The organism is Apilactobacillus zhangqiuensis (assembly GCF_019656215.1).
In the GTDB taxonomy this organism is placed as follows: Bacteria; Bacillota; Bacilli; order Lactobacillales; family Lactobacillaceae; genus Apilactobacillus; species Apilactobacillus zhangqiuensis.
The window spans coordinates 280,588-295,012 of record NZ_BPLK01000003.1 but is presented as its reverse complement, the minus strand read 5'-3'; the positions used below and the strand labels follow the sequence as shown (position 1 = coordinate 295,012).

13 protein-coding genes and 1 tRNA gene are annotated in these 14,425 nt (G+C 36.3%); 12 read left to right on the top strand and 2 right to left on the bottom strand.

The genetic code is table 11. From position 1 onward, the window contains the following. The first annotated feature begins 78 nt into the window (after nucleotides 1-78). From tuf to K5Q07_RS04095, 5 genes are all read left to right on the top strand, one after another. Nucleotides 79-1,266 (top strand): elongation factor Tu, encoded by a 1,188-nt coding sequence (gene tuf, locus K5Q07_RS04115; RefSeq protein ID WP_054606683.1) that lies wholly within the window; start codon nucleotides 79-81, stop codon nucleotides 1,264-1,266. 167 nt (nucleotides 1,267-1,433) lie between these two features. Continuing rightward, the gene (tig, locus tag K5Q07_RS04110) at nucleotides 1,434-2,738 is read left to right on the top strand and encodes a trigger factor (protein ID WP_054606682.1); all 1,305 of its coding nucleotides are present in this window, start codon (nucleotides 1,434-1,436) and stop codon (nucleotides 2,736-2,738) included. Between the two features lie 140 nt (nucleotides 2,739-2,878). After that, nucleotides 2,879-4,114, top strand: coding sequence for an ATP-dependent Clp protease ATP-binding subunit ClpX (gene clpX, locus K5Q07_RS04105; RefSeq protein ID WP_220729784.1), 1,236 nt, complete (start codon nucleotides 2,879-2,881; stop codon nucleotides 4,112-4,114). Nucleotides 4,115-4,256: 142 nt separating this feature from the next. Next, the gene (gene yihA, locus K5Q07_RS04100; protein ID WP_220729783.1) at nucleotides 4,257-4,847 is read left to right on the top strand and encodes a ribosome biogenesis GTP-binding protein YihA/YsxC; all 591 of its coding nucleotides are present in this window, start codon (nucleotides 4,257-4,259) and stop codon (nucleotides 4,845-4,847) included. After that, on the top strand, nucleotides 4,848-5,120 hold the full coding sequence (locus tag K5Q07_RS04095; protein ID WP_034531728.1) for a nucleoside triphosphate pyrophosphohydrolase family protein: 273 nt from the start codon (nucleotides 4,848-4,850) through the stop codon (nucleotides 5,118-5,120). A 40-nt stretch (nucleotides 5,121-5,160) separates the two neighbouring features. Here K5Q07_RS04095 and K5Q07_RS04090 read toward each other — a convergent pair whose 3' ends face one another. Further along, on the bottom strand, nucleotides 5,161-5,301 hold the full coding sequence (locus K5Q07_RS04090; RefSeq protein WP_167540463.1) for an SPJ_0845 family protein: 141 nt from the start codon (nucleotides 5,299-5,301) through the stop codon (nucleotides 5,161-5,163). Between the two features lie 87 nt (nucleotides 5,302-5,388). On the opposite strand from K5Q07_RS04090, the gene uvrC reads away from it, so the two are divergent. The 6 genes from uvrC to K5Q07_RS04060 all read left to right on the top strand — a co-directional run bounded on the left by uvrC (nucleotide 5,389) and on the right by K5Q07_RS04060 (nucleotide 12,542). Then, nucleotides 5,389-7,176, top strand: coding sequence for an excinuclease ABC subunit UvrC (gene uvrC, locus K5Q07_RS04085; RefSeq protein WP_041152373.1), 1,788 nt, complete (start codon nucleotides 5,389-5,391; stop codon nucleotides 7,174-7,176). 70 nt (nucleotides 7,177-7,246) lie between these two features. Beyond that, a complete protein-coding gene (gene obgE, locus K5Q07_RS04080; RefSeq protein WP_220729781.1) occupies nucleotides 7,247-8,539 on the top strand; it encodes a GTPase ObgE in 1,293 nt (430 codons plus the stop codon). Between the two features lie 87 nt (nucleotides 8,540-8,626). Further along, the gene (rnz, locus tag K5Q07_RS04075; RefSeq protein WP_053796686.1) at nucleotides 8,627-9,562 is read left to right on the top strand and encodes a ribonuclease Z; all 936 of its coding nucleotides are present in this window, start codon (nucleotides 8,627-8,629) and stop codon (nucleotides 9,560-9,562) included. Nucleotides 9,563-9,685: 123 nt separating this feature from the next. Next, a complete protein-coding gene (gene recJ / locus K5Q07_RS04070; RefSeq protein WP_220729779.1) occupies nucleotides 9,686-11,884 on the top strand; it encodes a single-stranded-DNA-specific exonuclease RecJ in 2,199 nt (732 codons plus the stop codon). Between the two features lie 20 nt (nucleotides 11,885-11,904). Further along, nucleotides 11,905-12,423 (top strand): adenine phosphoribosyltransferase, encoded by a 519-nt coding sequence (locus K5Q07_RS04065; RefSeq protein ID WP_034531719.1) that lies wholly within the window; start codon nucleotides 11,905-11,907, stop codon nucleotides 12,421-12,423. Nucleotides 12,424-12,455: 32 nt separating this feature from the next. Next, a tRNA-Ser gene (locus K5Q07_RS04060) sits at nucleotides 12,456-12,542 on the top strand. A gap of 84 nt (nucleotides 12,543-12,626) precedes the next feature. Here K5Q07_RS04060 and K5Q07_RS04055 read toward each other — a convergent pair. Continuing rightward, entirely contained in the window at nucleotides 12,627-12,983 is a 357-nt protein-coding gene (locus K5Q07_RS04055) for a hypothetical protein (RefSeq protein ID WP_220729777.1), read from the bottom strand. A 243-nt stretch (nucleotides 12,984-13,226) separates the two neighbouring features. On the opposite strand from K5Q07_RS04055, the gene K5Q07_RS04050 reads away from it, so the two are divergent. Beyond that, nucleotides 13,227-14,372: a family 20 glycosylhydrolase gene (locus K5Q07_RS04050; RefSeq protein WP_220729775.1), complete on the top strand. Its 1,146-nt coding sequence runs from the start codon at nucleotides 13,227-13,229 to the stop codon at nucleotides 14,370-14,372. Nucleotides 14,373-14,425: the final 53 nt, after the last annotated feature.

Sequence of the window (14,425 nt, the reverse complement as noted above, 5' to 3'; positions counted from 1 at the left end):
ATGTAGTATAATAAATCATAAAGATGAGTTGGCATTGGCTAACTCAAATCTTTCGAAATTTATAGGAGGTTTTCATAAATGGCAAAAGAACATTATGAAAGAACAAAACCCCATGTAAATATTGGTACTATTGGCCATATTGATCATGGTAAGACTACTTTAACTGCAGCTATCACTAAAGTGCTTTCAGAAAAGGGTCTAGCAGACGCTTCTGATTACGCTCAAATCGATGCTGCTCCAGAAGAACGTGAACGTGGTATCACAATCAACACTGCTCACGTTGAATACTCAACTGAAAAGCGTCACTACGCTCATATTGATGCCCCAGGACATGCTGACTACGTTAAGAACATGATCACTGGTGCCGCTCAAATGGATGGTGCCATCCTTGTTGTTGCCGCAACTGATGGTCCTATGCCACAAACTCGTGAACACATTCTTCTAGCTCGCCAAGTTGGTGTTGAATACATTGTTGTATTCTTAAACAAGACTGACTTAGTTGACGATGATGAATTAGTTGACTTAGTTGAAATGGAAGTACGTGAATTACTTTCAGAATACGATTACCCTGGTGATGATATTCCAGTTGTTCGTGGTTCAGCTCTAAAGGCTCTACAAGACGACCAAGAACAAAAAGACGTAATCTTACACTTAATGGATATCGTTGACGAATACATTCCAACTCCAGAACGTGATGCTTCAAAACCATTACTAATGCCTGTTGAAGATGTATTTACTATCACTGGTCGTGGTACTGTTGCTTCAGGACGTATCGACCGTGGTGTTGTTAAGGTTGGTGACGAAGTTGAAATCATCGGTCTTGTTGAAGACATCTTGAAGACTACTGTTACTGGTCTAGAAATGTTCCGTAAGACTCTTGACGAAGGTGAAGCCGGAGATAACGTTGGTATGTTACTTCGTGGTGTAAACCGTGATCAAGTTGTACGTGGTCAAGTTATCGCTGCACCTGGTTCAATCAAGACTCATACTGAATTCAAGGCTCAAGTATATGCTTTGAGTAAAGATGAAGGTGGACGTCATACTCCATTCTTCTCAAACTACCGTCCACAATTCTACTTCCACACCACTGACGTTACTGGTGTTATCGAACTAGAAGACGGTGTTGAAATGGTTATGCCTGGTGATAACGTTGAATTCGACGTTAAGCTAACTAAGCCAGTTGCCATCGAAAAGGGAACTAAGTTCACTGTTCGTGAAGGTGGCCACACTGTTGGTGCCGGTGTTGTTTCAGACATCGAAGAATAATCAATTCTAGAAAAGAGATTCAGATTTATATCTGGATCTTTTTTTGTACATAAAATAAAGCGAAAAACCTATAATTATTTACTTTTTACATGTGTTACGTTAAAATATAGAGGTGCGCAATTAGAAGAAAATTGTAAAAATTATATTTTCATGTCGGAGGGAAAATAATGTCAGCTAAATGGGAAAAAAAAGGCACTAATGACGGTGAATTAACATTCGAAATTAGTGTTGACAAAGTAAAAGAAGGTTTAGATCAAGCCTTCAACAAGAACAAGAAAAACATCACTGTTCCTGGTTTCCGTAAGGGAAAAGTTTCACGCCAAGTATTTAACGAAATGTACGGTGAAGAAGCTCTATACCAAGACGCTTTAAACATTCTTTTACCAGAAGCATACAGTGAAGCTATCAAGGAAACTGGCATTGAACCAGTTGCTCAACCAGAAGTTAACATTGATAGTCTAGAAAAGGATCAACCATGGGTTCTAAAAGCTAACGTTACTGTTAAGCCAGATGTAGAACTAGGTGACTACAAAGGAATCGTTGTTGAAAAACCAAACACTCGTGTTTACCAAAAAGATGTAGACGCTAAGATTGAAGACATGCGTAAGAACCAAGCAGAACTAGTTCTTAAAGAAGACAAGGCTGCTGAAAACGGTGACACTGTTGTTATCGATTTTGATGGTTACGTTGACGGCAAACAATTTGATGGTGGCCAAGCAACTAACTACTCACTAGAATTAGGTTCAAAATCATTTATCCCAGGCTTTGAAGACCAACTAGTTGGCCACAAAGCTGGTGAAGATGTTGATGTTAAGGTAACTTTCCCAGAAGATTACCAAGCTAAAGAATTAGCATCAAAAGAAGCTACTTTCAAGACTAAGATTCACGAAGTTAAAGAAAAGCAAATGCCTGAACTAGATGACGAATTTGCTAAGGACGTTGACGAAGATGTTGACAGTCTAGAAGAACTAAAGGCTAAGATTAAGGACCAACTAAAGGACCAAAAGAAGGCCGAAGGTGCAACTCAAGTTGAAGACGAAGCTATTAAGGGTGCTGTAGCAAACGCTACTGTTAAAGAAATTCCTCAAGCAATGATCGATGAAGACGTTCAACGTCAAATGGATCAATACCTTGCAAGCATGCAACAACAAGGTATCAATGCTGAAATGTACTTCCAACTAACTGGTACTAAGCCAGAAGACTTGAAGAAACAATTTGCTCAAGGTGCTGACGAACGTGTTAAGACTAACCTTGTATTAGAAGCAATTGTTAAGGATGCTAACATCGTTCCTTCACAAGAAGAAATCGATCAACAAGTTAAGGACTTAGCTGCTCAATACGGTATGAAAGAAGAAGCCGTACGTGGTGCTTTAACTGAAGACATGTTGAAACATGATATTTCAATCCAAAACGCTGTTAAGTTAATCACTGACAACGCAAAACAAGAACCAAAGTCAAAAATTAACAAATAATTTCGACTTTTGTTAATATTAAAGGTCCAGTTAACAATTCGTTAATTGGACCTTTTTTAAACTAAAGCATTATGATGTTATCAACATTAATAATGTGGTATTATTTAAAATAATATCGGAATTATATAGGGGTGAAGTTTTTGTTTGAAGATAATGAAGGAAAAGGCCCCATTACTTGTTCTTTTTGTGGTAAATCACAAGATCAAGTAAAGAAAATCGTCGCGGGACCTGGCGTATACATTTGTAATGAATGTATAGATTTATGTAAAGATATCGTCGACGAAGAATTAGCACAAGAAAATGCAGATACAACCATTAAATCATTAAGTCCGAAGGAAATCGTTGATAAGTTAAACGATTACGTAATTGGACAAGATGAAGCTAAGAAGACCTTAGCAGTTGCTGTATACAACCATTACAAACGTGTTAATAACTTAGATGATGACGAGGATACTGAACTACAAAAGAGTAATATTTCAATCATTGGACCAACTGGTTCAGGTAAAACATACCTTGCTCAATCACTAGCTCGTATTTTAAATGTTCCATTTGCAATTGCAGATGCTACAACCCTTACTGAAGCTGGTTATGTTGGTGAAGATGTTGAAAACATCTTATTAAAGTTACTTCAAAATGCTGACTTTGATGTTGAAAGAGCTGAAAAGGGAATCATCTATGTTGATGAAATTGATAAGATTGCTAAGAAATCTGAAAATGTTTCAATTACACGTGATGTTTCTGGTGAAGGTGTTCAACAAGCGCTATTGAAGATCCTAGAAGGTACTGTTGCTAGTGTTCCACCTAATGGTGGTAGAAAGCATCCACAACAAGAAATGATTCAAATTGATACTAAGAACATTTTATTCATTGTTGGTGGTGCCTTTGATGGTATTCAAGACATCGTAAAACACCGTTTAGGAGACAAGACCATTGGATTCGGTACAGATTCCAGCGAAGCAGCTAAAGTTAACGATGATAACATCATGCAACATGTTATCCCAAGTGACTTGCTACAATTTGGTCTAATTCCTGAATTTATCGGTCGTTTACCAATTCTTACTGCCTTAAACAAGTTAAGTGAAGAAGACTTGGTTAGAATTCTAACCGAACCAAAGAATGCATTGGTTAAGCAATACATTAAACTAATGTCAATCGATGGTGTCAAATTAGAATTCGAAGACGATGCGCTAAAGGAAATGGCTCACACGGCCATTGAAAGAAAGACTGGTGCTCGTGGATTGAGATCAATCATGGAAGATACTATGAGAGATATTATGTACGAAGTACCAAGCGATAAGGATGTTAAGAAAGTTATCGTTACCGCTGACTCTGTTTTGAAAAAGTCAGAACCAAAGATTGTAAAAGAAGCTCAATAATAAAAAGCCTTACAGTGTTTAGCATTGTAGGGCCTTTTGTTTTTTTAATAATTAAAAGGTATTTTTGTAGTAAATGCATTTATGAAGGTGCCTTTTTTATGGTAAAATTGATATATAAAATTACAGAAACGAGTGAATTAAGATGGATGTACACAACGTCAATATCGATATCAGTGCGGTGGAACCAAAACAATACCCAAGTAATGGATATCCAGAAATTGCATTGGTTGGTCGCTCCAATGTGGGAAAATCTTCTTTAACCAATGTGTTAATTAACCGTAACGGTTATGCTAGAACCTCTAACAAGCCAGGAAAGACTCAAACATTGAATTTCTATAACTTAGATGAAAAAATATTCTTTGTTGATATTCCAGGTTATGGTTATGCGAAAATTTCAAAGGCACAACGTGCTAAATGGGGAGAAATGATTGAAACATATCTAACCACAAGAAAACAACTAAAAGGGGTTGTTTTATTAATTGACGGTAGACGTGCACCAAGTCAAGACGACTTGCAAATGTACGAGTTTCTAAAATACTATGACATTCCAACTTTAGTCTTGGCTACTAAGATGGACAAGACTCCTAAGAGCAAGTGGAATAAAGAAGTAAGTATTTTGAACAAGACTGTTGACTTAAACGATGGTGATGAAATACAATTATTCTCTGCTCTAAGTAAGTACGGAAAAGAAGAGGTTTGGAATTGGATTGAAAGTAAAACGGGGGTAAAATAAGTGGAATTTAACGATTACCAAAAAGCTGCAAACAAAACACTACACGGAAATGAACAAGTCTTAACTAACTGTGCACTAGGATTAGCTAGTGAAACTGGTCAAGTTGTTGACCTAGTTAAGAAGTACACTTTCCATGGCGATTCACTAGATCGTGAAAAGCTAGTTAAGGAAATGGGTGACGTGCTTTGGTACCTATCTCAAGTTGCAGAATGGAACAATATTGATTTTGAAGAAATTGCTGAATTCAATATTAACCGCCTAAATAAACAATAAAAAATAGGCATCACAATTTAATTGTGATGCCTAAATTATATTATTTTTCTTTCTTTTTATCGGTTGATTTTTTATCTTTACGTTTTAAAAATTTATCGCGATCTTCGTTCTTAGTGTCCAGTTTGGCAAACTTATCGAACATAGCATTTAAGTCGTTGTTGCGTTGAATATTTAAACCCATAATTATGCATCTCCTTATTTATGGTATATGATAGCAAATTAAATCGAATTTGTCATATTGAAGTGTTTTTTCAAATGAGGTGATAAAATGGCAACTTCACACATTGAACATAAACTTAGATTATTACCAGATTTACCTGGATGTTATTTGATGAAGAATAAACTAGGTAAAATCATTTACGTTGGTAAGGCTAAAAATCTAAAGAATCGTGTTAGGTCATACTTTAAGAGTAGCCATGAGGGAAAAACAGCCAAGCTGGTTTCACAAATTAGGGACTTCGAAACCATTATTACGACTAATGATAAAGAAGCATTCTTACTAGAAATCACATTGATTCAAAAGCACCGACCTTACTACAATATTCAATTAAAACAAGGTAATGGTGGATACCCATATATCAAGATTACAAACGAACGCGATCCACAACTAAAGATTGTTAATACCATTAAAAAAGACGGTGGATACTACTTTGGCCCTTATCCAAATGTATACGCTGCTGATGAAACTTTGCACTTCTTACAAAAGGTTTATCCCTTAAGAAGATGTAATGGTTATCAACATCGACCTTGTCTTTACTATCACATGGGGCAATGTTTAGGGGCTTGTTTTAAAAAGGTCCCTAAGTCTGAATATCAAAACCAAATTCGCCACATTAAGTCTTTTTTAAATGGTGATGTGGGAATTGCCAAGAAGATGTTAACCGAAAAGATGAAGATTGCGGCTGATTCATTGCAATACGAACGCGCCGCTGAAATCAGGGACCAATTAAAGTACATCGAAATCACTGTAGAAAAACAAAAGATTATTTCAAATGACACCACACCTCGTGACATTTTCAATTACTACGTGAACCACGGATGGATTTCAATTCAAATCTTCTTTATCAGACAAGCTCGTTTATTAAAACGAGTTAAGCGTAGTTTCCCAATTGTCGATGATCCGGTTGAAACAATGGAGGACTTTATTGGTCAGTTCTATTCTGAAGAAAATCATCAAACACCAAAGGAAGTCTTAATTCCAGAAACGTTGGATGCTGATTTGATTTCAGAAGCGATTGGGACACCGGTTAGAGTTCCACAAAGGGGACAAAAGAAGGACTTAATTGACATGGCACAAAAGAATGCCAAGCTAGTCTTGGATGAAAAGTTCCGCTTGATGGAACTAGATAACATCAAGACTAAGGGCGCTGCTGATGAATTAGCGGTTGCCTTGAACATTTCTTCAGCTAAAACGATTGAAGCCTTTGACCACTCACATATTCAAGGGGCGGACATTGTTTCAGCCATGATTCAGTTTGTGGATGGTAAACCAAATAAGAACGCTTATCGTAAATACAAACTCCAAAATGAAGATCACGCTGATGAAGCAGCAAGTACCAGAGAAGTTATTAGAAGAAGATATACAAGACTTTTGAAGGAACATGCTGACTTACCAGACTTAATCCTAATGGATGGTGGAGAAATCCAATTGAATGCTGTTAAGGATGTCTTGGAAAACGAGTTAGGTTTGGAAATTCCGGTTGCCGGAATGGTTAAAAACGATAAGCATAAGACTGCCGACTTATTGTTTGGGCAATTGGATGAACACATTTCATTGAATCCAAAGAGCCAGGCATTCTACCTTGTTCAAAGAATTCAAGATGAAGTTCATAGATTTGCGATTAACTTCCATCGTCAAGTTCATACTAAGCATTCACTTAGCTCGGAACTTGATACAATCGAGGGAGTTGGTCCAAAGACTAGAAGTAAGTTATTGAACAAGTTTAAGACAATGAAGAAAATTGCCAATGCGCCAATTAACGAAATTGAGGCATTGGGGATTAATACCAAAACAGCAAAGAATATCAAATACTCATTAAATAATATTGAAAAATGATGTGGACTGTTTACGGTCTTTAAAAATAAAGTTATACTATGTATAAAATAAAAAGTAGAGCGGAGATAACATGTTTGTTGATCAAGTAAAAATTAATGTAAAGTCAGGAAAAGGTGGTAACGGAATCGTTGCCTTTAGAAGAGAAAAATACGTTCCAAACGGTGGACCTGCCGGTGGTGATGGTGGCCGCGGAGGAAGCGTTATTTTTGCTGTGGACACAGGGATGAACACCTTGATGGACTTCAGATATAAGCGTAAGTTTGCCGCTAAAAATGGGGCAGACGGTGGAAATAAACGAATGACCGGTAAGAGTGCCGATGATTTATATATTTATCTTCCAGAAGGAACATCAGTATATAACGATGATACCAACCAATTGTTATTTGACTTGGTAAATCCGGATGATGAATACGTTGCATTGAAAGGTGGACGTGGTGGACGTGGAAACACCCACTTCGCATCTGCCAAGAACTCAGCACCAGAAATTGCCGAAAACGGTGAACCTGGTGAAGAATTAAACATTCGTTTAGAACTCAAAGTATTAGCTGATGTTGGACTAGTTGGATTCCCATCAGTTGGTAAATCAACACTACTATCTACAATCACTAGTTCAAAACCTAAGGTTGCTGAATACCACTTTACAACATTGGTACCTAACTTAGGGATGGTTAGACTAGATGACGGTAGAGACTTCGTAATTGCCGATTTACCTGGATTAATTGAAGGAGCATCATCGGGAATTGGTTTAGGTTTCCAATTCCTACGTCACGTTGAAAGAACACGTGTCATCTTGCACTTAGTTGATATGAGTGGTCAAGAAGGAAGAGACCCTTACGTTGACTACAAGAAGATTAACGATGAATTAGCTAAGTACGATGAAAATCTGCTAAAACGACCACAAATCGTGGTAGCAACCAAGATGGATATGCCTGATGCTTCTGAAAATCTAGAAATATTTAAAGAACAAATCAAAGATGACGAATTAGCTCACGAAGTGTTGGCTATTTCTTCAATCACCCATGAAGGTCTTAAGGAATTAATTTCTAAGACTTCAGACCTATTGGAAACTACTCCTAAGTTCCCAATCACTGATGTTGAAGACGTTGATGAAGAAGTTGAATACAATGCTGATGATGAAGAAGCACCATTCAACATCAGACGTGATGAAGACGGTGTTTGGGTTCTATACGGTAAGAAGATTGAACGTCTATTCGAAATGACAGATACAACTCACGACCAAAGTATGCTACGTTTCGCAAGACAGCTTAAGGGAATGGGTGTAGATGACGCACTAAGAGAACTTGGCGCAAAAGATGGCGACATGGTTTCAATTCTAGACTTCACATTCTCATTTGTGGACTAATAAAAGTAGATGGGACTAATCCCATCTTTTTTTATGTGCTACAATTTATATATCGAATATTACGAATAGAAAAGGAAAAATGAATTTATGCAATTAGAATTTTTAGGAACTGGATCAGGGGTTCCAGGTAAATTTAGAAATGTGGCTGCAACAGCATTAAAACTATTGGATGAATGCAATTCAGTATGGTTGTTTGATTGTGGTGAAGGTACTCAACAACAAATCTTGAGATCTAACTTAAAGCCTCGTAAAATCAATAAAATCTTCATTACCCACTTACATGGTGATCATATTTTTGGTTTACCAGGTCTATTAAGTTCACGCTCATTTCAAGGTGGCGACACTCCATTAACAATTTATGGACCAAAGGGAATTGCCGACTTTGTTCGTGTGAGTTTATCAGTATCTCAAACTAAACTTGCTTACAAGATTAATTTTGAAGAATTATCACAACCAGGTGTTGTTTTTGAAGATGATAAATTCAAGGTAACAATGGGTGAATTAGATCACCAAATTACTTGTTACGGTTTTAGAATCGAAGAAAAGGACCACCAAGGTGAACTACTTGTCGATAAGCTAAAGGAAGCAAACATTCCATCTGGTCCGGTATACGGAAAGATTAAGAATGGTGAAACCGTTACTTTAGATGACGGTAGAGAAATTAACGGTCAAGACTTCATTGGACCAGCTCAAAAGGGTAGAACAGTTACCATCATTGGTGACACTAGAAGTAACCCAACCAGTTACAACTTGGCACAAAACGCCGATGTATTGGTTCATGAAAGTACATTTGGTAAGGGCGAAAGTAGATTGGCCCACAATTACTACCATTCAACCAACATGCAAGCTGCTAAGTTAGCAACTAAGGCTAAGGTTGGTCGCCTATTACTTACTCATGTTTCAGCAAGATACACTGGTAAGATGGCTTACGAATTACAAAATCAAGCAAAGACCGTCTTTAATAACACCAAGGTGGTTAAGGACTTTGATATAGTCGATATACCGTTTGAAAAAAATAATTAAGACAAAAGGATTGATTAGATGATCTCCGCTAATTTTGATTGGAAACATACGAATACGAAACTCTCAAACGATGCTACGACAATAGGGAAATCACTATCGATTAGCCCTAGAATTATCGAATCATTGATTGAGAAGGGATACGACAGTGAAGACAAGATAAATGGTTTCTTAAACCCTCAATTGAGTGATCTAAGAGATCCTTTTTTGTTGCACGACATGGAAAAGGCATGCAAACGAATTTTTAGTGCCATCGAAAACGGTGAAAAAATCACCGTTTATGGTGATTACGATGCCGATGGAATCACAAGTACATCGGTGATGTATGAAACACTAGAAAATTTGGGTGCCAACGTTGAATACTTTGTACCTAATCGTTTCACCGACGGTTATGGTCCAAATCCGGAAGTCTACAAGCGTTTAATTAATGATGGGACCAAGTTAATGGTTACCGTTGATAACGGTGTCTCTGGTAAAGAATCGGTCGATGTCGCAAATGAAATGGGATGCGATGTTATCATTACCGATCACCATCAAATGCCAGATGAACTACCTGATGCTTATGCGATTGTGCATGCTAGATATCCTGGCCATGAATACCCATTTGGTGAATTCTCAGGTGTAGGAATCGCTTTTAAAGTAGCAACTGCATTATTGGGTGAACTACCAGAAGAATTCTTAGATTTAGCTGCAATTGGGACTGTTGCTGATTTGGTTTCCTTAACCGATGAAAACAGAGTGATTGTAAAGTACGGTCTACAAATGATTGCTAACACAGAACGTCCAGGTTTATATAGCTTAGCTAAATTAGCTGGCATTAAGGGAGTTGTTAACGAACAAAGCATTGGTTTTGGATTAGCACCACGTTTGAACGCATTAGGTCGAATGGGGAGTGCCAGCTCCGGAGTTGAACTACTAACAACCTTTGATGATATTAAGGCTGAAGAATTAGCCAAGGACACTGAAGACCAAAATAAAAAGCGTCGTAAGTTTGTTGAAGACATCAGTACCGAAGCAATTATTCAAGCGCAAACTCAACCAGAAAGTGCCGTGTTGGTTGTATATGGTCAAAACTGGCACGAAGGCGTAGTTGGAATTGTTGCTAGTCGTTTGGTAGAACAGTTCCATAAACCAAGCATCGTCATGAATTTGGATACTAATACCAGAATCCTAAAAGGGTCAGGTAGAAGTGTCGAAGGATTTAATTTATTCGATGCAATCAATGGTATGAGAGATCAAATGGTGTCATTTGGTGGCCATGAAATGGCTGTTGGATTAAGCATCAAAGAAGATGATGTTACAGCATTAACTGAGCATTTAGATAAATACGCTAAAGAACACGAATTATCTGACCAAGTCAAAGCACCATTGAACATTTTTGCTGACTTAAGTTGCAGTGATGTAAACGAAGACTTGTATAACCAAGTTAAATTATTAGCACCATTTGGTACTGATAATGAATTTCCAGTATTCGAATTTACACCACAAAACGTTACTAACGTTCAAACAATGGGGAAGGATAATAGTCATCTAAAATTCCAAATGGTTGATCATGGTAGCAAGGTCAATGTACTAGCATTTAAGAACGGTGCACTTGCTGATGACTTATTGGCCAATAGTGATGCAATGAAGGTTGCTGGTCACTTGGAAAAGAATACATGGAAGGGTCGAACAACCATTCAAATTATGTTGGATGATATGTACAGCAGTGGTGTTGAAATTGTTGATAAAAGAACACAAGTTGTTGCAAAAGAAATGTTTGAACCAGCTGCTGCATACTTATTCTTTAACGAAAAACTATACACCAAGTTGCGTCCATTTGTAGGCTCTGACTCCACAGTTGGCCTATATCCTGATTTGTCTTCATTTGATAAATTTGATAATATAATAATTGTTGATTGTCCTAGTGATATTTCACATTTGCAGGATGCTTTAAGTGAAATTAGTTTTAATAGCGTGACATTTTACCTTTTCAAAAATCATTATATTTTTAAAAAGGGGATGCCAAACCGTGCTCAATATGCTAAACTATTTAAGTTCATTAAGACGCATAACAACATTCAGATACATGATAAAGTAGATGAAATTAGTCGCTATTTAGGCATTGACCGTGATATATTTATCTTCATGGTAGATGTATTTAATGAATTAAATTTCGTTTATATTAATGATGGAATTATGAATTATAATCCTGATCTGGTTAATAGTGATTTATCAAACAGTCACGCATACCAGAATAGAGAGAAACAAATCGAAGCTGAAAAACAACTTTTGACAATTAGTAAAGAGAAGTTTAAACAAGCTATTCGCATTTGTTTGGGTTAATGAAAGGAAGTTATTGGCTAATGGCACTTGATTTGCATGACTACATTGCAAGTTACGAAGATTTTCCAGAACCAGGTGTTTTATTTAGAGATATCTCACCATTAATGGAAGATGGACAGGCATATCACCAAGCTACCGATGAGATAGTAAAATATGCTAAAGAAAAGAAAGTCGACTTAATCGTTGGCCCTGAAGCGCGTGGCTTCATTGTCGGTTGTCCAGTCGCTTATGATTTAGGCATTGGATTTGTACCAGCTAGAAAGAAAGGTAAATTACCAGGTAAGACAGTTAGTGCTTCTTACGGATTAGAATACGGAAAGTCATCACTTTACCTACATTCTGATGCTGTAAAGCCTGGCCAAAGAGTTCTTATTACTGATGATTTACTTGCAACTGGTGGAACAATTGAAGCAACAATTAAGCTTGTTGAACAACTAGGCGGAATTGTTGTTGGAGCTGCTTTCATTGTTGAAATTGAAGCATTAAAGGGTAGAGAAAAGATTAAGGATTACGATATTCTTAGCTTACTAAAATACTAAATTTATTGGATGCTTAGTGCATCCTTTTTTATGGAGAGTTGGCAGAGCGGTAATGCATCGGACTCGAAATCCGACGACCCGGTAACACCGGCGGGCAGGTTCGACTCCTGTACTCTCCTTTTTATAATTTCATGATCTTAAATGTAAAAGAAAAGCACCTTACTATTTATACAGTAAAGTGCTTTTTATTTAGGCATTTCAATCTAAAGCAAATATTTTTTATCAATTACTAACAAAAGAAGAATTATTAAAATGCATGCAAGAAATTGCATTGTTGCTGCTTGTAATATGTAAAGGACAATACCTAATATGAATAATACGACAGAAATTATTACTTCTTTTTTCAAATCTATTTTACGGATGAAGAATGAAATGATTTGAGTTAATGCTAATAATACAAACAAAAGTTGAATAACAATTAATGAATCTATTTTTAAATTATTTGAGTAAGTTTCAGCTGAGTACCAGCTAGAACAGATTCCTAACATTGTAAATACAATTAATGAAAAGCTTAGCAATGTGTAGATTAGCTTAATAAAAATTGATGATGCTTTTTTCATGTATAAAATACTCCTATCTAATGATATTATTATGCATAAATAATCGTAACATGCTTAATCATATCATTATAAATGAATTCAAAAATTAATATATATTTTCGATTTAAATTACCTTTAAGCTTTGAACATTATTATTATTATTAACTATTTCATAATGATTACAAAACGCGAAAATAGATAGATTTATGAAATTTTAATGCTATACTAAAAAATATAATAATCGCAAAGAAAAGAGTGGTGATTATGCCGAAAAAAAGATATTTAATCGTGGGAGCAGTCCTTGCTTTAATTTTGATTTTTGTTCAAATGAGTTCGCTCTCTAATAAGACGTTAGCGGCTGCCAATAATGACACTAAACGAATCGGTTTGTCCATAGATTGTTCTAGAACATACTATGCCCCATCAACAATCAAGAAGTACATTAATTTACTTAAAAAAGATCATGGTACATATCTTCAACTTCACTTAAATGACAATGAAAGATATGGTGTTGAAAGTTCTACCTTGGGGCAAACTGTTAAAAATTCATACGAAAAACATGGAATTTATTACAACAAAAAGACCAAGAGAGCCTTTTTAACCAAGGATCAACTATTGGATATCATTCAATACGGTTATATGAACGGAATTGAAGTTATTCCAGAAATTGACCTACCTGGACATGACCAATCAATCATCAAGCTTCTTTCATACACATCTGCTGGTAAGAAATTAGCTAAGAAATTGGATAACAAAGATGGTTATAACGAAATGTACTACCACAAAAAAGTGACTTTAGATTTTTCTAAGAAACTTTTGAGTGAATACGTTGGTTTATTACCAAAGGGATACCACATTATCGTGGGTGCCGATGAAATCACAATTAATAATCGTAGTGATCAAAACGCAGCCGTTAAATACATCAATGCAATTGATGATTACGTTAAGCAACATAATTTGAAGCTTGAAATGTGGAATGATAGTTTCCATAAAGCAGTCTTAAACAAGTATCACAAGGATATTTTGATTAATTACTGGAGTTTAACTGGTGAAGTTAGTTCAAGTAAAGACCGTAAGGATAACATTAGAATGCGTGCCACTTTACCTGAACTAAACAAGGCTGGTTTTAAAACGATTAACTACAACAATTACTACCTATACATGATTACAGATCCTACTTCTTTCACAAAAGAATCTAAGAAGATTTGGACCAGTGAATTCAAAAAGTGGAAGATGAGCATGTGGAATGATCAATCCAAGAAGAACCTTGCCAAGAGTAAGAACAACATTGGATCAGCATTCTCAATTTGGGGTGAATATCCTAACCAATACACCGGTGAACAAACTTACCAAAAAACTTATTACTATGCTAACGCATTTCTAAAGGCTAAAAAACAGTTTGAAAAATAAAAAGACACACTTAGCGGTGCGTCTTTTTTGTTATTTCTTTTGTTAAGAATGTG

Excerpts from the sequence above, each read along its gene's own strand:
- tuf (WP_054606683.1), top strand. The coding sequence starts at position 79 with ATGGCAAAAGAACATTATGAAAGAACAAAACCCCATGTAAATATTGGT.
- tig (WP_054606682.1), top strand. The coding sequence starts at position 1,434 with ATGTCAGCTAAATGGGAAAAAAAAGGCACTAATGACGGTGAATTAACA.
- yihA (WP_220729783.1), top strand. The coding sequence starts at position 4,257 with ATGGATGTACACAACGTCAATATCGATATCAGTGCGGTGGAACCAAAA.
- K5Q07_RS04090 (WP_167540463.1), bottom strand. The coding sequence starts at position 5,301 with ATGGGTTTAAATATTCAACGCAACAACGACTTAAATGCTATGTTCGAT.
- uvrC (WP_041152373.1), top strand. The coding sequence starts at position 5,389 with ATGGCAACTTCACACATTGAACATAAACTTAGATTATTACCAGATTTA.
- obgE (WP_220729781.1), top strand. The coding sequence starts at position 7,247 with ATGTTTGTTGATCAAGTAAAAATTAATGTAAAGTCAGGAAAAGGTGGT.
- rnz (WP_053796686.1), top strand. The coding sequence starts at position 8,627 with ATGCAATTAGAATTTTTAGGAACTGGATCAGGGGTTCCAGGTAAATTT.
- K5Q07_RS04065 (WP_034531719.1), top strand. The coding sequence starts at position 11,905 with ATGGCACTTGATTTGCATGACTACATTGCAAGTTACGAAGATTTTCCA.
- K5Q07_RS04055 (WP_220729777.1), bottom strand. The coding sequence starts at position 12,983 with ATGAAAAAAGCATCATCAATTTTTATTAAGCTAATCTACACATTGCTA.
- K5Q07_RS04050 (WP_220729775.1), top strand. The coding sequence starts at position 13,227 with ATGCCGAAAAAAAGATATTTAATCGTGGGAGCAGTCCTTGCTTTAATT.